This window comes from Rhizobium sp. CIAT894 (assembly GCF_000172795.2).
In the GTDB taxonomy this organism is placed as follows: Bacteria; Pseudomonadota; Alphaproteobacteria; order Rhizobiales; family Rhizobiaceae; genus Rhizobium.
This window is the reverse complement of the sequence record NZ_CP020951.1, coordinates 1-17,480: the sequence shown is the minus strand read 5'-3', so window position 1 is coordinate 17,480 and position 17,480 is coordinate 1. Positions and strand designations below refer to the sequence as shown.

Annotated in this window: 10 protein-coding genes; 8 read left to right on the top strand and 2 right to left on the bottom strand. The window is 64.5% G+C overall.

The annotated features are described in order from the left end of the window. Window positions 1-189: 189 nt before the first annotated feature. From RHEC894_RS26375 to cueR, 5 genes are all read left to right on the top strand, one after another. Window positions 190-5,658 carry an alpha-2-macroglobulin family protein gene (locus RHEC894_RS26375; RefSeq protein ID WP_085739712.1) on the top strand — a complete coding sequence of 1,823 codons (5,469 nt, stop codon included), beginning with the start codon at window positions 190-192 and terminating at the stop codon, window positions 5,656-5,658. Then, window positions 5,658-7,739, top strand: a complete 2,082-nt coding sequence (pbpC, locus tag RHEC894_RS26370) for a penicillin-binding protein 1C (protein ID WP_085739711.1) — start codon at window positions 5,658-5,660, stop codon at window positions 7,737-7,739. Before RHEC894_RS26375 ends, pbpC begins: the two co-directional genes overlap by 1 nt. 85 nt (window positions 7,740-7,824) lie before the next feature. Continuing rightward, window positions 7,825-10,434 carry a malto-oligosyltrehalose synthase gene (gene treY, locus RHEC894_RS26365; RefSeq protein WP_085739710.1) on the top strand — a complete coding sequence of 870 codons (2,610 nt, stop codon included), beginning with the start codon at window positions 7,825-7,827 and terminating at the stop codon, window positions 10,432-10,434. Between the two features lie 111 nt (window positions 10,435-10,545). Beyond that, entirely contained in the window at window positions 10,546-13,071 is a 2,526-nt protein-coding gene (locus RHEC894_RS26360) for a heavy metal translocating P-type ATPase (RefSeq protein ID WP_085739709.1), read from the top strand. Between the two features lie 9 nt (window positions 13,072-13,080). Further along, the gene (gene cueR, locus RHEC894_RS26355) at window positions 13,081-13,470 is read left to right on the top strand and encodes a Cu(I)-responsive transcriptional regulator (RefSeq protein WP_085739708.1); all 390 of its coding nucleotides are present in this window, start codon (window positions 13,081-13,083) and stop codon (window positions 13,468-13,470) included. Between the two features lie 17 nt (window positions 13,471-13,487). Here the strand turns inward: cueR and RHEC894_RS26350 are convergent, their stop codons facing one another. Continuing rightward, complete coding sequence (locus RHEC894_RS26350) at window positions 13,488-13,781, bottom strand: hypothetical protein (RefSeq protein ID WP_010066872.1); 294 nt, start codon at window positions 13,779-13,781, stop codon at window positions 13,488-13,490. 185 nt (window positions 13,782-13,966) lie between these two features. Between RHEC894_RS26350 and RHEC894_RS26345 the strand changes: the two genes are divergently transcribed. Genes RHEC894_RS26345 through RHEC894_RS26335 form a run of 3 tightly spaced genes read left to right on the top strand, consistent with a single transcriptional unit; the run spans window position 13,967 to window position 15,991 of the window. Further along, window positions 13,967-14,506: a sigma-70 family RNA polymerase sigma factor gene (locus tag RHEC894_RS26345; protein ID WP_085739707.1), complete on the top strand. Its 540-nt coding sequence runs from the start codon at window positions 13,967-13,969 to the stop codon at window positions 14,504-14,506. Beyond that, entirely contained in the window at window positions 14,493-15,260 is a 768-nt protein-coding gene (locus tag RHEC894_RS26340) for an anti-sigma factor (RefSeq protein WP_085739706.1), read from the top strand. Before RHEC894_RS26345 ends, RHEC894_RS26340 begins: the two co-directional genes overlap by 14 nt. A 20-nt stretch (window positions 15,261-15,280) precedes the next feature. Then, window positions 15,281-15,991: a Bax inhibitor-1/YccA family protein gene (locus RHEC894_RS26335; protein WP_085739705.1), complete on the top strand. Its 711-nt coding sequence runs from the start codon at window positions 15,281-15,283 to the stop codon at window positions 15,989-15,991. A gap of 175 nt (window positions 15,992-16,166) precedes the next feature. Here the strand turns inward: RHEC894_RS26335 and RHEC894_RS26330 are convergent, their stop codons facing one another. After that, a complete protein-coding gene (locus tag RHEC894_RS26330; RefSeq protein ID WP_085739704.1) occupies window positions 16,167-17,300 on the bottom strand; it encodes an RHE_PE00001 family protein in 1,134 nt (377 codons plus the stop codon). Window positions 17,301-17,480: the final 180 nt, after the last annotated feature.

Here is a 17,480-nt window from a genome sequence, read left to right as displayed (position 1 = left end):
GCAGAAATCCTTGCTCATGTCAGTCGAAGCCGCAAATCACAAGGCGATCACTCACGCCGATGTGACAGCCGGACGAAAGCGCCTGTGCGAAGTTGAAACAGCGCGCGAGTGAGATTGACAATTTCCCGTAGAGTGAGGAGAGTGCCGGCCGGTCAGAGCCTGCATCGCCTGTATCCTTGGGGGGAATCTATGTCCGTGCGCTCGTTCTTTGCTTTCGCCACCATCGCATTCTTTTCCACGATCGCCATCAGCTTTCCCGCCGCCGCTGCGGACACCAAGCGCGACATTCAGACGATCAAGGACGCCGATTTCTTCGGCTTCGACCTTCGCACCGAGCAGAACGTCTCGCTCGACCAATGCAAGACCTCCTGCATCGGCGACAAGAGCTGCAAGGCCTTCACCTACAATCCCAAGGTGAAATGGTGTTTCCTGAAGTCGGACTTCAAGACGATGAACGCCTTCCCCGGCGCCATCGCCGGCAAGATCGTCGAGACCTCAGGCAAGCAGGAGCCGGATCTCGGCGCCGCGCCGCGCCTGACCTTCCTGAGCAACGACCTCATCCAGCAGGCCCGCGACTTCAAGGATAATCTGGCGCTTGCCGACGACCAGCAGGGCCAGGGCGCCGACAGCCTGACGGCCAATGCCCGCATCGACCTCACCGGCAACAATCTGGCCGACGCGCTGAAGTCCTTCCATGGCGCGCTGTCGATCACCCCCGACGACGCCGATCTCTGGCTCGAAACCGCCCGCGCCGCCACTTCGCTCGGCAGCGCCGAGACCAATACATCAGGCCAGGCCGTGCTCGACGCGCTGAACGGCTACGAGCTGACGCGCACCAAGCCCAAGCGCGCCGAGGCGCTTGCCGTGCTGGCCGACGCCCTGGACCGAAACGCCAATTACCGCCCGGCGCTCGACGCCTACAAGGCGAGCCTGGCGCTTGTCGCCTCCGAGGATGTGCAGGCGGCCTATCTGCAGCTGAAATCGACGCAGGGCTTCCGCATCACCGAACACACGGTCGATGCCGACAGCGCCACGCCGCGCGCCTGCGTCACCTTCTCCGAGGCGCTGATCAAGACCACCGACTACACGCCCTTCGTGACGCTGAACGGGGCCGCCCCCAAGGCGCTGGAAACCAAGGACAAGCAGATCTGCGTCGAGGGGCTGACGCATGGCGAGACCTACAAGATCGCCTTCCGCACCGGCCTGCCGTCATCGGTCGACGAGGCGCTCGAAGCCCCGGTCAGCATTGACGTCTATATCAAGGACCGCAGCCAGATGGTGCGTTTCACCGGCGACAGCTTCGTGCTGCCCTCGACGGCGCGCCGCGGCATCCCGCTCGTCTCGGTCAACCTGGCGTCGGCCAACCTCAAGCTCTACCGCATCGGCGACCGCGCCATCGCGCCGCTCCTGACCAACTCGCAATTCCTCACCCAGCTCGACGGTTACAGCGCCCAGAACATTCAGGACCAGAACGGCGAACTCGTCTGGCAGGGCTCGATCGACATCGCCAACGAGCTCAACAAGGACATCGTCACCAGCTTCCCGGTCGACGAAGCGCTGCCGGAGCGCAAGCCCGGCATCTACGTATTGACGGCAACCGGCCCGAACGGCCCGGCGCAGGAGTGGGATTCGCAGGCGACGCAATGGTTCCTCGTCTCCGATATCGGCATCACCACCTATGCCGGCACGGACGGGCTCAACGTCTTCACCCGGTCGCTGGCCTCGGCCAAGCCGATCGCAGGCGTCGAGCTGCAGCTGCTGGCCAAGAACAATGAAGTGCTCGGCACCGCGACCACAGACGAAAACGGCCGCGCCACCTTCACCGCCGGCCTGATCCGCGGCACGGCGGCGCTGACGCCCGCCGTCATTACCGCCAAGAACGGCGCGTCGGACTACGTCTTCCTCGACATGACGCGCGCCGGCTTCGACCTTTCCGACCGCGGCGTCACCGGCCGTGCCGCACCCGGCGCGATCGATGTGCTGACCTTCACCGAACGCGGTATCTACCGCGCCGGCGAAACGGTGCACGCGCAGGCGCTCGCCCGCGACACCGACGGCAACGCCATCGAGAACCTGCCGCTCACCTTCATCTTCAGCCGCCCGGATGGCGTCGAAGACCGGCGGATCGTCAGCCAGACCAGCAATCTCGGCGGTTACAGCGTCGATTTCGCCACCCAGGAAAACGCCATGCGCGGCACCTGGACGATGAATATCTATACCGACCCCAAGGGCAGCGCGATCGCCAGCAAGAGCTTCCTGGTCGACGATTTCGTGCCCGATCGCACCGACATGGAGATCAAGACCGAGGCCAAGGAAATCGGCCCGGATACGCCGGCGCATATCACCATTTCCGGCAAGTATCTCTATGGCGCCCCGGCCGCCGGCCTGACGCTCGAAGGCGACGTCGTCGTCAAGCCGACGCGCGAGAGTGCAGCCTATAACGGCTTCCTGTTCGGTCTTGCCGACGAGGAGGCAAGCGAGGATTCGCGCCTGCCGATCGACGGGCTGCCCGAGCTCGACGAGAACGGCGAAGCTACGACCGATCTGACCGTCGGCGACCTGCCGGCAACGACGCAGCTGCTCAATGCCACCGTCTATGTGAGAATGCAGGAAGCGGGCGGACGCGCCATCGAGCGCTCGCTGGTGCTTCCGGTGAAGAGCGACCGCGCCGCGATCGGCATCAAGCCGGAATTTTCCGACGACCTGCCGGAGAACTCGATCGCCAACTTCACGGTGATCGGCGTCGATGCCAACGGACAGAAGCAGGAGACCAAGGGCCTGCGCTGGAAATTCTACAGCCTCAACCGCGAGTACCAATGGTATCGCGAGGGAACGGCGTGGAAATACGAGCCGGTCTATACCGCCGAGCAGGTTGCCAACGGCAGCGTCGACGCGACGATGGACGGCGGCAAGATCTCCGTGCCGGTGAAATGGGGCCGCTATCGCCTCGAAGTGGAAAGCCCGGATGCCGACGGCCCGACCTCCAGCGTCGAATTCGACGCCGGCTGGTTCGTCACCTCGACCTCGACCGAAACACCGGACGGGCTTGAGATCGCCCTCGACAAGGACAGCTACAAGATCGGCGACACCGCCAAGCTGAAAGTCACCTCGCGTTACGGCGGCGAGCTGATGGTGACATCAGGAACCGAAAAGCTGGTCGCCGTGCAGAATGCAACGATGGGCGAGACCGGCGGCGAAGTCGACATCCCCGTCACTGCGGATTGGGGTGCCGGCGCTTATGTCACCGCCACGCTCTTCCGCCCCGGCGATGCCCAGGACAGCCACATGCCGATGCGCTCGATCGGCATCAAATGGCTGAAGGTCGATCCAGAGCAGCGCGCGCTGCAGGTCAAGCTCGACACGCCGGAAAAGATGCTGCCGCGCGGACCGCTCGAGATCGGCCTGCAGGTGGCGGGCGCCGGCGCCGATGAGGACGCCTATGTCACGGTCGCCGCCGTCGATGTCGGCATTCTCAACCTGACACGCTACGAACCTCCGAATCCGGAGGACTGGTATTTCGGCCAGCGCCAGCTCGGCCTTGAAATCCGCGACCTCTATGGCCGGCTGATCGACGGCTCGCTGGGTGCGACCGGCAAACTCAGGACCGGCGGCGACGGCGGCGCGGTGGCGCTGCAGGCAAGCCCGCCGACCCAGAAGCTCGTCGCCTTCTTCTCCGGGCCGGTGAAGCTCGACGCCGAAGGCAAGGCGCATGTCTCCTTCGACATTCCGCAATTCAACGGCACGGCGCGCGTCATGGCTGTGGCATGGTCGAAATCCGGTGTCGGCCATGGCGTCAAGGATGTGATCATCCGCGATCCCGTCGTCGTGACCGCCAGCCTGCCGAAGTTCCTCGCCCCCGGCGACAAGACCAATCTGCGCCTCGACATCGCCAATACCGATGCGCCGGCCGGCGATTACAAGCTGCAGCTGACCGGCAACGACGCGGTCGGCATCGAACAGGTTTCCGCTGCCCAGACGATCCGCCTGGAAGCCGGGGCGAAATCCGAGTTGACGCTGTCGCTGATCGGCAAGCAGCCGGGCGCCGGCAGCGTCTCGATCAACCTCTCCGACGCTTCCGGCCTTTCGCTCGACCAGACCGTCGACGTGCCGGTACGCCCGGCATCACTGCCGATCACCGAACGGCGGGTGCTGGCGCTGAAGCCCGGGGCAAAACTCACCGTCGACAAGAACCTGCTTGCCGACAGCGTGCTGCCCGGCGCCTCGATCAGCGTCAACGTCACGCGGTCGGCCGCCTTCGACATTCCCGCCTTGCTGATGACGCTCGACCGCTATCCCTTCGGTTGCGCCGAGCAGACCACCAGCCGGGCACTGCCGCTGCTCTACCTCGCGGAAGTCGCGAAGCAGGCCGGCATGACAAATGACGACGACGTGCACAAGCGTGTGCAGGATGCGATCTACCGCGTGCTCTCCTACCAGGCCTCGGCCGGCAGTTTCGGCCTCTGGGGACCGGATTCGGGCGACGTCTGGCTGGATTCCTACGTCACCGATTTCCTGACGCGGGCCCGCGAAATGAAATATGACGTGCCGGAAAAAGCCTTCGTGCAGGCCCTCGAAAACCTGCAGAACACGCTGTCCTACACCACCGACATCAAGGGCCAGGGCGACCAGATCGCCTATGCCGTCTATGTGCTTGCCCGCAACAAGAAGGCGGCGATCAGCGATTTGCGCTACTACGCCGATACGATGATCAACGACTTCCCGACGCCGCTCGCCAAGGCGCATATCGCCGCCGCGCTGGCGCTCTACGGCGATGCGCAGCGTTCGAAGAACATCTTCCTCGACGCGCTGCAAATGTCACAGCAGTCGATGGTCTCGCGCGTGAACGTCTCACGCACCGATTACGGCACGATCCTGCGCGACGGTGCTGCGATCCTGGCACTTGCCGCCGAAAGCCGGCCGGTGCCGCCGGTCATTCCGGAACTCTCCAAGGCCGTCGCCAAGGAATGGGGACGCAGCAAATACAAGAGCACCCAGGAAGAGACCTGGATGCTGCTTGCCGCGCGCGCCATCCAGGGCGGCGACGACGACCTGAAAATCGATGTCAACGGCGCCGCGCACACCGGCGCCTATATGGCCAGCATGAGCGGCGAGGCGCTCGCCGACCATCCGCTGACGCTGACCAACCAGACGAGTGACGCGGTCTCGGCCGTCGTCACCACCGTTGCCGCCCCAACTGCGCCGCTGCCGGCCGGCGGCGACGGCTTCCTGATCGAGCGCAGCTATTACACGCTCGACGGCGAGGAGGCGAATGTCAGCGAAGCGAAACAGAACGAGCGCTACGTCGTCGTCCTCCATGTGCGCGAAACCAACGACTGGCCGTCGCGCATCGTCATCACCGATCTGCTGCCGGCCGGCTTCGAGATCGACAATCCCAACCTCGTCGACAGCGCCCAGATGACGAATTTCGACTGGATCGGCGAAATCTCCGCCGCCCATACCGAATTCCGCTACGATCGCTTCGTCGCCGCCTTCAACCGCGCTCAGGGCGATGAGCGCGAATTCAACGTCGCCTATGTCGTGCGCGCCGTCACCCCCGGCACCTACGACCATCCGGCCGCCAGCGTCGAAGACATGTACCGTCCCGAGCTTTCGGCCCGCACGGCGACCGGCAAGATGGAGGTCGTGGCGGCGCAATAATGAGGCTGTGGCACAAGTTTGCGATCGGATCCGTCGCCGGCATTGTTCTTGCCGGCGCGGCACTCTTTGCGCTCGACGCCGCCGACAAGGCCTTTCCGCCGCCGCTTGACAAAGCGGATCTGGTTTCCGCCGAGGTGCTGGATGCCGACGGACAATTGCTGCGCGCCTTTGCGACCTCGCAAGGCCGCTGGCGGCTGAAGACTGTGGTCGCCGACGTCGATCCGCAATTCCTGCGCATGCTTGTTGCCTATGAGGACCAGCGTTTCTACGAACATGGCGGCATCGATGCCTGGGCGCTCGGGCGGGCGGCGACGCAATTCATCCGCAACGGCCGCATCGTTTCCGGCGCCTCGACGCTATCGATGCAGGTGGCGCGGCTGATCGAGCCACGCGCCGGACGCTCGCTTTCGGCCAAACTCCTGCAGCTCGCCCGCGCCGTGCAGATCGAGCGGCGGCTGTCGAAAGAGCAGATCCTCGATCTCTACCTCACGCATGCGCCCTATGGCGGCAATCTGGAAGGCGTGCGCGCCGCAAGCCTTGCCTATTTCGGCAAGGAGCCGCGGCGCCTGACGGTCGCCGAAGCCGCCCTGCTCGTCGCCCTGCCGCAATTGCCGGAACGGCGACGGCCGGACCGCAATCTTAAGGCGGCGCAGGAGGCGCGCAAGCGCGTGCTCGAGCGGGCCGCCGTGGCCGAAGCCATCGGCGACGGCGAGGCGGAGCGGGCCGAGGGTGTCGCCATCCCGCCGCGGCGCATGCAACTGCCGGCGCTCGCCGCCCATGTCGGCGAAGCCGCACTGCGCAAGGAGCCTGCTGTCCTCAAGCACCAGACGACCTTGAAGAAGCAGGTGCAGCAGGGGCTGGAATCGGTCGCGCGGGCCGCGGCGATGAAACTCGGGCCGAAGCTTTCGCTCGCCATGGTGATGGCGGATGCCCAGACCGGCGCCATCGTCGGCGAGGTCGGCTCGGCCGATTATTTCGACGCCAGCCGCTCCGGCTGGATCGACATGACCCGCGTCAACCGTTCGCCCGGCTCGACGCTGAAGCCCTTCATCTACGGGCTCGCCTTCGAGCAGGGCCTCGTCTCCCAGGAGACGATCATCGAGGACCGGCCGGCGGATTTCTTCGGCTACCGGCCGCGCAATTTCGACATGAGCTACCAGGGCGACGTCACCGTGCGCGAGGCCTTGCAGCTTTCGCTGAACGTGCCGGCCGTCAAGCTGCTCGACGCCGTCGGCCCGTCGCGGCTGATGGTGCGCTTCCGCCGCGCCGAGGTGCGCCCGGTCCTGCCGCCGGACGAGACGCCGGGGCTGGCGATCGGTCTCGGCGGCGTCGGCATTACGCTCAAGGATCTGGTGCAGCTCTATACGGCGCTCGCCAATCGCGGCCAGCCGGCAAGGCTCGGCGACGGCATCACCGGCACGCCCGGCAAGCTCGACGGCGAACCGCTGCTGGAGCCGGTCGCGGTCTGGAACGTCGCCGATATTCTCTCCGGCGTCATTCCGCCTGCCGGCGCGCCGCAGCGCGGCATCGCCTACAAGACCGGCACGAGCTACGGTTATCGCGACGCCTGGTCAGTCGGTTATGACGGGCGTTATGTGCTCGGCGTCTGGGTCGGACGGCCCGATAACAGCGCCGTTCCGGGTTTGACCGGCTACGGCACCGCCGCACCCATCCTGTTCGAGGGCTTCGCCAAATCGGGCATATCAACGACCCCGCTGCCCCGCCCGCCGGCAGGTGCGGTGCGCATTGCCCAGTCCGAGCTGCCGATCAGCCAGCGGCGTTTTGCGCTGAATGCCAGCGGCCTGCTCGTCGCCTCCGGCCGCGAGCCGGCGCCTCAGATCGTCTATCCCCCCGAGGGCGCCCATATCGATCTCGGTGCCGGAGCCGGCGACCTGTCGCCGCTGATGCTGAAGCTGCAAGGCGGCCGCGCCCCCTTCCGCTGGCTTGCCAACGGCAAGCCGCTGCCCGATCTCTCCCGCCGGCGCACCCAGCAATGGCTGCCCGACGGCGGCGGCTATTCGAAACTGACCGTCATCGATTCAGCCGGACGCGCCGCCAGTGTCGGCGTTTTCATCGACTGAACGGGTAAGACACGCGGCATCGTGAGGGAACAAAAACCCTGACACAACCGTTGAGAAGAGTTTCCTTCCAACGTCAGACGGCCTCATGACACTTCCGACAGCGACCTACCGGATACAATTCCGCAACGGCATGACCTTTGATCATGCCTGCGGCCTCGTTCCCTACCTCAAGAGGCTCGGCATCAGCCACCTTTACGCCTCGCCGATCTTCACCGCCGTCAGCGGCTCGACCCACGGCTATGACGTCATCGATGCCAACGAGATCGATCCGGCGCTCGGCGGCCGGGCGGGGTTCGACCGGCTGACGGAAAGCCTTGCCGCGGCGGGCATGGGCCTGATCCTGGATATCGTTCCGAACCACATGGCCGCCTCGCCTGAGAACGGCTGGTGGCGCGACGTGCTGGCCTTCGGCCGGCAGAGCGCCTATGCCGGCCACTTCGACATCGATTGGAGCGAGCCGCTGACCCTGCCGCAACTCGGCCAGGATTTCGAGGCGGCGCTCGCCGCCGGCGAGCTGCGCATCGCGCTCGACGAAACCCACGGCAATTTCGCATTCGCCTATTTCGATACGCTGCTGCCATTGAACCCCAGCAGTTACGGCGCGCTCGCAAACCGGCTCGACGACCCGGTGGCAACGAGAATGGCGGAGGCTGCGGCCGTGACGTCAGGCGAGGACTTCGCCCGGGCGATGCGCGACATTCTTTTCGAAGGCGGCGATGGGGCGCTGCTCCGGCAAAAACTCGAGGACGTCTCGGCCGACCGCGATTTCCTCCAAAGCCTGCATGAGGCACAGCACTGGCGGCTCACTTATTGGAAGGAAGCGGCGCGGCATCTGAGCTATCGCCGTTTTTTCGAAGTGACCGGGCTGGCCGGCACCCGCGTCGAAGATCCCCTCGTGTTCGATGACCTCCACCGGCTGACGATCGAGCTGGTGCGCCATGGCAAGGTGCAGGGCCTGCGCATCGATCATGTCGACGGGCTCGCCGAACCCAAGGCCTATCTCGACAGGCTGAGGGCAGCGGTCGGACCGGACGCCTATATCGTCGTCGAGAAAATCCTCGGACCGGCCGAGGTGCTGCCGGAGAGCTGGCCGGTCGCCGGCACCACCGGATATGAATTCATCGCGGCCCTCGGCGAGCTGTTTATCGACGGGGGCGGTTTGCGCATCCTGGACGAGGCCTATCGCGGCGTCGCGGCAGAGGCGGGCGATCTCGAAGAGAGCCGGCGGATTGCCAAGCGGCTGATGGTGGAGCGCAATTTCGCCGGCGAGACCGGCCGGCTGATCTCGATCGCCGCAGGCATCTTTCCCGAACTAAAGAGAGAAGAGATCGCCACCGCGATCAGCGAGCTGCTGATCGCCTTTCCCGTCTATCGCACCTATGGCGACGGCGGCCCGCTTACCTGGCAGGATTCGGCCGTCCTCGCCGCGACGGCATCGCAAGTCATGCCGCGGCTCGATGACCGGCGTGCCCTCGATCATGTGCTGAAGCTCCTCGAAGGCAAGGTCGAAGGGCAAGCAGCTCACGCGTTCCGCCTCCGTTTCCAGCAATTGAGCGGACCGGTCATGGCGAAGGCGACGGAGGATACGCTGTTCTACCGCCATGCCAGGCTGCTTGCCGCAAACGAAGTGGGCGGCGAACCGGGAAAGGCGCCCGATGGCCCGGAGGGATTCCATCGCCGCATGGCCGAGCGGGCGCGGCTGCAGCCGCATGGGCTTTCGGCCAGCGCCACCCACGACACCAAGCGCGGCGAGGATGCCCGCGCCAGGCTCTATGCGTTGAGCGAGGGGGCGGATGTCTTCGTGCAGGCGGTGGCGCGCTGGCGCGAGATGAACCGGTCCCGGCTCAGCGATTTACCGGATGGCCCGGCACCGGAGCTGAATGTCGAATGGATGCTCTATCAGGCGCTCGCCGGCCTCTGGCCGGAGGATTTCGACCGCGGGCAGACGGCTGAGCTTGCCGAGCGCTTCACCGGCTATGCGCTCAAGGCGGTGCGCGAGGCCAAACTGCGCAGCGACTGGACGGACCAGGACGCCGCTTACGAGGAAGCGGTCATGGCCTATGCGGCAGGGTTGATCTCGCCTGACAATGACGCCTTCCTCGAGGATTTCGCAAGCGTGCTGCAGCCCTTCATCGCCGCGGGTTACCTCAACAGCCTGTCGCAGACCCTCCTCAAGCTGACGGCGCCGGGCATTCCCGATATCTACCAGGGCGCGGAGGGCTTCGATTTCAGTCTTGTCGATCCCGACAACCGCCGGCCGGTCGATCACCAACGGCTGGCGGCCTGGCTTGGTGAAGCCGGGCCGATCGCCAAGCTTCAGGCGGCGGCCTTGAAGCAGCGCATCGTCGCAATCGGCCTGCAGCTGCGCCAAAGACAGCCGGTTCTCTTTGCCAAGGGCGACTACCTGCCGCTGAAGGTGACGGGCAGCCGGCGCGATCACGTCCTGGCGTTTGCCCGCGTCCACCATGGTGAGTTCGCGATCGTCGCCGCGCCTCGGCTGATGTTCGGCTGGCTCGACCCGGGCGTGCTCTTTGCCGGACCGGAATTCTGGGAGGATACGGCAATCGCCGTCCCCTCGCCTCTTCACGGGCTGAAAGCGGATCTGGTGACCGGGAAAACCATCGAGCCCGGAGGCAGCCTTTCGGTCGCCGCCCTGCTCGGGAGCCAGCCGATCGGCCTGATCAGCCCTATCTGAGGACCGTCGGCGGTCTTCGAAAAATTCCGCCTCTCAAAATCAGCGCTTGACCTTCCAGTTGCTGGAAGGTGGATAACCTCTCCATCTGCCCCTGCGGCATAGGAGATCGATATGAATATCAAAAACGATCACGACCATCATCACGATCACATCCATAGCGACGATGACAGGTGTTGCGGCCATGGCTCGGAAAAAGCCGCATACGCAGTCATTCGCGATCCCGTCTGCGGCATGACCGTCGATCCGCAGGCCGGCAAGCCCTCCTTCGATCATGCCGGCCGCAGCTATCATTTCTGCTCGGAGGGCTGCCGGACAAAGTTTGCGGCGGCACCTGATTACTATCTGACCACGAAAGACCCCGTTTGCGGCATGGTAGTGGATCGCTCGACGGCCAAACATTTCCTGAAAGCCGAGGGAGAAAAATTCTACTTCTGCTCGGACGCCTGCCAGGCGAAGTTCGAAGCCGATCCCTCAGCCTATCGCGGCGGCAAGCGCCCGCCGGCCAAGCCGGCGCCGAAGGGCACGCTCTATACCTGCCCGATGCATCCGGAGGTCGTCAGCGACCGCCCCGGCGACTGCCCGAAATGCGGCATGGCGCTGGAACCGATGGGCATTCCTCCTGATGACGAAGGTCAGAACCCGGAACTTGCGGATTTCACCAGACGGCTTTGGGTCAGCGCCATCCTTGCGATGCCGCTGCTGGCGCTCGGCATGGGGCCGATGCTCGGCCTGCCGTTCAGGGAAACGATCGGCGAGCCGCAGGCGACCTATATCGAACTGCTGCTGGCAACGCCTGTGGTGCTCTGGGCGGCCCTGCCGTTTTTCCGCCGCGCATGGGCGTCTCTCGTCAATCGCAGCCCGAATATGTGGACGCTGATCGGTCTCGGCGTCGGCACCGCCTATCTCTACAGCCTCGTCGCCACGCTGGCGCCCGGCATCTTCCCGATGAGCTTTCGCGGCCACGGCGCAGCCGTGCCGGTCTATTTCGAGGCGGCAGCCGTCATCGTCGCGCTCGTTTTCGTCGGCCAGGTGCTGGAATTGAAGGCACGCGAGCGTACCGGTTCGGCGATCCGCGCTCTGCTCGATCTCGCGCCGAAGACGGCGCGGCGCATCAATGCCGACGATAGCGAGAGCGATGTTGAGGTGGACGAGATCCAGACCGGCGACAGATTGCGCGTGCGCCCCGGCGAGCGGGTGCCGGTGGACGGCTCCGTTCTCGAGGGCCAGTCGACCGTCGACGAATCGATGATATCGGGCGAGCCTCTGCCGATCGAGAAGTCCAAGGGCGATGCATTGACCGGCGGCACGATGAACAAGAACGGCTCCCTCGTCATGGCCGCCGAGAAGGTGGGCGCGGATACGGTGCTGTCGCGCATCGTCGACATGGTCGCCAAGGCGCAGCGCTCGCGCGCACCGATCCAGGGTGCGGTCGACCGGGTGTCGGCGGTGTTCGTGCCGGCCGTCGTCGCCGTCGCCATCCTGGCCTTCCTCGTCTGGGCCGCGATCGGGCCGGAGCCGAGCCTGGCCAATGCGCTGCTTGCCGCCGTTGCCGTTCTGATCATTGCCTGCCCCTGCGCGCTCGGCCTGGCGACGCCGATGTCGATCATGATCGCCACCGGCCGCGGTGCGCAGGCAGGCGTACTGATCAAGGACGCGGAAGCGCTGGAGCGTTTCTCCAAGGTCGACACGCTGATCATCGACAAGACGGGCACACTGACCGAGGGTAAACCGAAGCTTACCGACATCGTCACCCTCGGCGGCGTCGGGGAAAGCCGGCTGCTGTCGCTGGCGGCAAGCCTGGAGCGCGGTTCCGAACATCCGTTGGCCGAAGCGATCGTTTCCGGTGCCGAAGAGCGCGGCGTCGCCCTCGTGGAAGTCACCGGCTTCGAGGCGAAGACCGGCAAGGGTGTGCAGGGTCTTGCCGGCGGCGCGAGGGTGGCACTCGGCAATGCGGCCATGCTCGCCGATCTCGGTATCGATCCGGCGGCGCTTTCCGATAAGACCGAAGCTTTGCGCGGCGACGGCAAGACGGTGATGTTCGTCGTGTTCGACGGCGCGCTTGCCGGTCTCGTCGCCGTTGCCGACCGGATCAAGCCGACGACATCAGCCGCCATCAAGGCGCTGCACGAAAACGGGCTGAAGATCGTCATGGCGACGGGCGACAACAAGCGCACGGCAGATGCGGTGGCCAAAAGCCTCGGCATCGATGAGGTGCGCGCCGACATGCTGCCGGAAGGCAAGAAGGCGCTGATCGACGAGTTGCGGGCCAAAGGCGCCATCATCGCCATGGCCGGTGACGGCATCAACGACGCACCGGCGCTCGCCGCAGCCGATGTCGGCATCGCCATGGGCACCGGCGCCGATGTTGCGATGGAAAGCGCCGGTATCACCCTGGTGAAAGGCGATCTCACCGGCATCGTCAGGGCGCGGCGACTGGCCGAAGTGACGATGCGCAACATCCGTCAGAATCTCGGCTTCGCCTTCGGCTACAATGCGCTCGGCGTTCCGGTGGCCGCCGGCGTGCTCTATCCCGTCTTCGGGCTGCTGCTGTCGCCGATGATCGCGGCGGCGGCCATGAGCCTCTCGTCCGTCTCGGTGATCGCCAATGCGCTGAGACTGCGTTTTGCAAAACTATAGGAGACGGCAATGAACATTGGCGAAGCATCGCAGCGGTCGGGCCTGCCGTCGAAGACCATCCGCTATTACGAGGATATCGGCCTCATCCGCCCCGAACGGGGCGGAAACGGCTATCGCGATTATGCCGCCGCCGACGTTCATAAGCTGCGCTTCCTGCAGCGCTCGCGCGGCCTCGGCTTTTCCGTCGAGGAGTGCCGGCAGTTGCTGGCGCTCTATGAGGATAAAAGCCGGGCAAGCGCCGACGTCAAGGATATCGCCGAGACCAAGCTTGCCGAGATCGACCGCAAGATCCGCGATCTTTCGGAACTGCGCCGCACGCTGGAGCAGCTCGTGCATGCCTGCCACGGCAATGACAGGCCAGACTGCCCGATCCTCGAAGAGCTTTCGGACGGTAGCTGACCATTGAGGCGGCTGGATCAGGAAAACTGAGGCGTTTTCTGGTTGGCCGCCTGCGAGGATTGAAGCTGCTCGTCGGCCTCGTCGTCTTCGCCTTCATCCAGCCGATGCTTGATCGCCAGCGCATAGATCACATCGAGAATATTGCGGTCTTTCAGATGAGGATCGGTCAGCGCGAGAAGCGAGGCCCGGACGATCTTCTTGCTGGTGGCATTCGGGCAACGTGCCTTGACGAAGTCATAAAGCGCCTGATCCGTCAGCCCTTCCATGGCGCCGTCCACGAGAGCTTCGTAGACCCGCTTCTTCTCCTTCATTCTTTATTTCCCCTCAAATCAGCGGCGTCATGATCTGTCATGTAATTGTCATAAACAATCGCCGATTTAACGTGCACATCCGCTGGAGAGGGAAATTTTGATTATTTTTGAGGCGGCGATCTTCGGCCCGGACGATTTTTTGCGTCCGCCGGAATAAAATACGTCGCACTTCCGTATACTCAATCATGGACCGTAAAGAACGCCCCTTCGATGTCATCGGACAACTCGCAGCGCTGCGGCGCTACGCTCGCTCGCTGGTGCGCAATGCCGATGAGGCGGAAGATCTGGTGCATGATGCGCTGGTACGCGCCCTCGAGAAGAAAAAGAGCTTCCGCAGCGGCGGCAATCTGCGCACCTGGCTGCTCTCCATCCTGCACAATGCCCATATCGACCGCCTGCGCCAGAACCGGTCGCTGACGCGCCGCCATGACGAAGCGGCTGTCGAAGCCGAGCAGTCGCTGCCGGCCGGGCAGGAACATGCGGTGCGCCTGCAGCAGGTGCGAGACGTCTTCTTCGGCCTGCCGGAGGAACAGCGCGAGGCGCTGCATCTCGTGGCGATCGAGGATCTCTCCTATCAGGAAGCCGCCCATGCACTCGGCATTCCGATCGGCACATTGATGTCGCGCATCTCGCGTGCGCGCGCCCAGCTGCGCGAATTCGAGGAGAAGACGCCGCGCGTTTCGCATCTGAGATTAATCGGAGGAGATGGCAATGAAAGCAATTGATCCGATCCTCGATGCCGATCTCGACGCCTATGTGGATGGCGAACTCGATGTCACCCGCCGCATCCAGGTGGAATCCTATCTTTCCGACCACCCGGCAATTGCCGCCAAGGTCATGGCCGACCTCAGCGTGAAGGGCGAATTGCGCCTGGCGCTTGCCGGCGAAAGTACCTTCGGCCGCCCAGAGACCCGCGATGCCGCCCGCCGGCTGGAACGCGGCCTCTCCTATGGCCGCATTTTCCATTCCCTGCAGCGCATCGCCGCTGTCGGTATTCTGATCACTGCCGGCTGGGTGGCGCACAACTCCTTCGGCGCCTTCTCGGCCACCGAGGTATCGGCGTCGGTGCCCGCACCCGCCTATGTCGAGGACGCCGTCCGCGCCTATCAGACCGCGGCGTTGCGCCAATCGATGCCGCCGCAAACGCCGGCCACCTACAGCGCCGACGATATTCGCGCCGCCACCGCCATCGTCATCCCCGAACTGCCTGGGGATTGGAAAGTCGCCGACGTGCAGATCTTCCCGTCCGAATTCGGCCCCAGCGTCGAAATGGCGATCGAGCAGTCGGATGGAAAGCGGCTATCGCTTTTCGCCGTCCGCCCGGGGGCCTTCGAGGTCAAGCCGGTCAGTCATCTCACGCTGGAAAAAGCAGAAGCCGCCTATTGGCAGATCGGCGAGGTCGCCTATGCGCTGATCGCCGACGATAGCGGTCTCAATCTCGACCAGGCGGCCGAACGGCTCGCCCGCTCGCTCTATTAGTTCAAACCGAGGAGATCAGCATGAACCCGATCAATTCCCGCTACGGTGCTGCGGCCGGCACCCAGGCCCTGTTCGACGAGGGCCTGCGCCAGCATATGCTGCGCGTCTACAACTATATGGCTCTCGGCCTCGTCATCACAGGCCTCGTCGCCTTCGTCGTCGGCTCGACGCCGGCCCTCTACGTCCCGATCTTCGGCTCGCCGCTGAAGTGGGTCGTGATGCTGGCGCCGCTCGCCTTCGTCTTCTTCTTTTCGTTCAAAATCCAGACGATGTCGGCCAGCACCGCCCAGATCACCTTCTGGGCCTTCTGCGCCGTGATGGGCCTGTCGCTCGCTTCCGTCTTCCTGGTCTTCACCAAGACGAGCATCGCGCAGACCTTCTTCATCACCGCCGCGATGTTCGGTTCCATCAGCCTCTACGGCTACACGACCAAGCGTGACCTGTCGAAGATGGGCTCGTTCCTGATGATGGGCCTGTTCGGCATCATCATCGCCGGCATCGTCAACATCTTCCTGGGTTCGAGCGCGCTGCAGTTCGCGATCTCGGTGATCGGCATCGTCGTCTTCGTCGGCCTCACCGCCTACGACACGCAGAACATCAAGGAACAATATTCGGAAAACTACGATCAGGAATCGAACCAGAAGCTCGCCGTCTTCGGTGCGCTCTCGCTCTACCTGAACTTCGTCAACATCTTCCAGCTTCTGCTCAACTTCACAGGCGAGCGGGAATAGGGACCGCGCTTCCGGGGGCAATGGAAGCGCAAGAACGCCCGGTCTGCCGTCCGTGACAGGATGGTGGATCGGGTGTTCACCTTTAAGCATGTCGCCCGGCCGTGTGTCGGTTTTCCGGGATGACGAAACAAGAATCAAAGGAGATGGCCGGGCGCAATGCCCGGCTGTTTTCGTTTCAGATGATACCCCAGGCGCGATAGCGGCCGCGGCCGGTGATTTCACGAATGCCGATCTCGTTGACGAGGTTCAGCGCGCCGCGCGGCGTGATACGCAGATGGCGGGCGATCATCGCCGCCGAGACCATCGGCCGCGACAGAATGAAATCGGCAAGTTCGGGCAGGCTGCTGTTCGAACGGCGGCCGCGAAAACGCAGCTCCATCTGCGTGCGCGCCAGCGTCAGCCGGTCGAGTTCCTTGAGCCCGGCCGTGGCTCCCAGATGCATCGCCTCCAGGAAGGCTTGCAGCCGCGTTGCCCGGTCCCGCGCCCGGCGACGCTCATGGCGCACCAGCTTCAGCCCGCCGTAAAAAGAAAAGAGATGCGAGGCGACCTTGCCGCGGGCGCGCAGATGGCCGGCGACCAGAAGACCGCCGAGCCAGTGCTGACGCCGTAGCGGCTCGATCCTCTCCCAGGCTTCGAAGAGGATGACGGCGCCGAGAACCGGCGGCAGGCTGTCGGCCAGCGGCAGCACGCTCCGCCACTCCGCCAGCCGCTGCTCCTCGTCCCATTCGTCATCGCCGAGCAGGCCCAGAGGATCTTCATTTCGCCTCGCCGCCGGGACGGCGGCCTGTTCACTTGCCGGCGCCTTTCCCGTGTGGATATCGATGAGCTTCTGCGAGCGCGCGAGGATGGCGTCGATCTCCGCCATTTCGGCGGCGAGCGGCCCGTCTTCATCCTCGCCCTCCTCGTCGGCCTCGCCGGGAGCTTCGGGACGCTTCGGCTCCCGCGCATCCCCCTCCCCTTCCCCGAGCGTTGCCGTCAGCGCTGCAAGCCCCGGCGCTCCCAGCGCCCAGGACGGTTCGCCGGTCCAGATGCGCCGGCGTGTGCGCAGCACCGAATGGGCGATCGTCAGTTCGTGGCTGGGGGCGCGGCTGTCCATATGCGCATCATGCAAAACCAGATCCTCGACATGCACGAGTTCGCCGGCCACCCACAGCGCGCCGGCGGCATCGAAGAAATGGCTGCGTTCGGCAAAGCCCTCACCGACCGGCGAACGCAACACCCGCTCGTCCAGCCGCGCCACCGCATCCTCCGCCGCAGCAAGGGCGGGAAGCAGGGCCTGAAGCATGACACCGTCAATATCGTAGCGCATTGTTAAGCTTTACGGTTTCTCACAAATGGAAGCAAAACGCATGTTTTCTTCCGTCATGTATGACATGGTTAACGGCGTATTTCAACAAAGGGACTGGGGAGGAATCGGCTGAGATGGCTGGTCGACCGGCCGCATATTCGTCTAACCGGCGCAGCTGGCGCGAAGCTTTTTCACAGCCGT

What these genes read in the sequence shown, in the direction of transcription:
- RHEC894_RS26375 (WP_085739712.1), top strand. Translation starts at nt 190, where the DNA reads ATGTCCGTGCGCTCGTTCTTTGCTTTCGCCACCATCGCATTCTTTTCC.
- pbpC (WP_085739711.1), top strand. Translation starts at nt 5,658, where the DNA reads ATGAGGCTGTGGCACAAGTTTGCGATCGGATCCGTCGCCGGCATTGTT.
- treY (WP_085739710.1), top strand. Translation starts at nt 7,825, where the DNA reads ATGACACTTCCGACAGCGACCTACCGGATACAATTCCGCAACGGCATG.
- RHEC894_RS26360 (WP_085739709.1), top strand. Translation starts at nt 10,546, where the DNA reads ATGAATATCAAAAACGATCACGACCATCATCACGATCACATCCATAGC.
- cueR (WP_085739708.1), top strand. Translation starts at nt 13,081, where the DNA reads ATGAACATTGGCGAAGCATCGCAGCGGTCGGGCCTGCCGTCGAAGACC.
- RHEC894_RS26350 (WP_010066872.1), bottom strand. Translation starts at nt 13,781, where the DNA reads ATGAAGGAGAAGAAGCGGGTCTACGAAGCTCTCGTGGACGGCGCCATG.
- RHEC894_RS26345 (WP_085739707.1), top strand. Translation starts at nt 13,967, where the DNA reads ATGGACCGTAAAGAACGCCCCTTCGATGTCATCGGACAACTCGCAGCG.
- RHEC894_RS26340 (WP_085739706.1), top strand. Translation starts at nt 14,493, where the DNA reads ATGAAAGCAATTGATCCGATCCTCGATGCCGATCTCGACGCCTATGTG.
- RHEC894_RS26335 (WP_085739705.1), top strand. Translation starts at nt 15,281, where the DNA reads ATGAACCCGATCAATTCCCGCTACGGTGCTGCGGCCGGCACCCAGGCC.
- RHEC894_RS26330 (WP_085739704.1), bottom strand. Translation starts at nt 17,300, where the DNA reads ATGCGCTACGATATTGACGGTGTCATGCTTCAGGCCCTGCTTCCCGCC.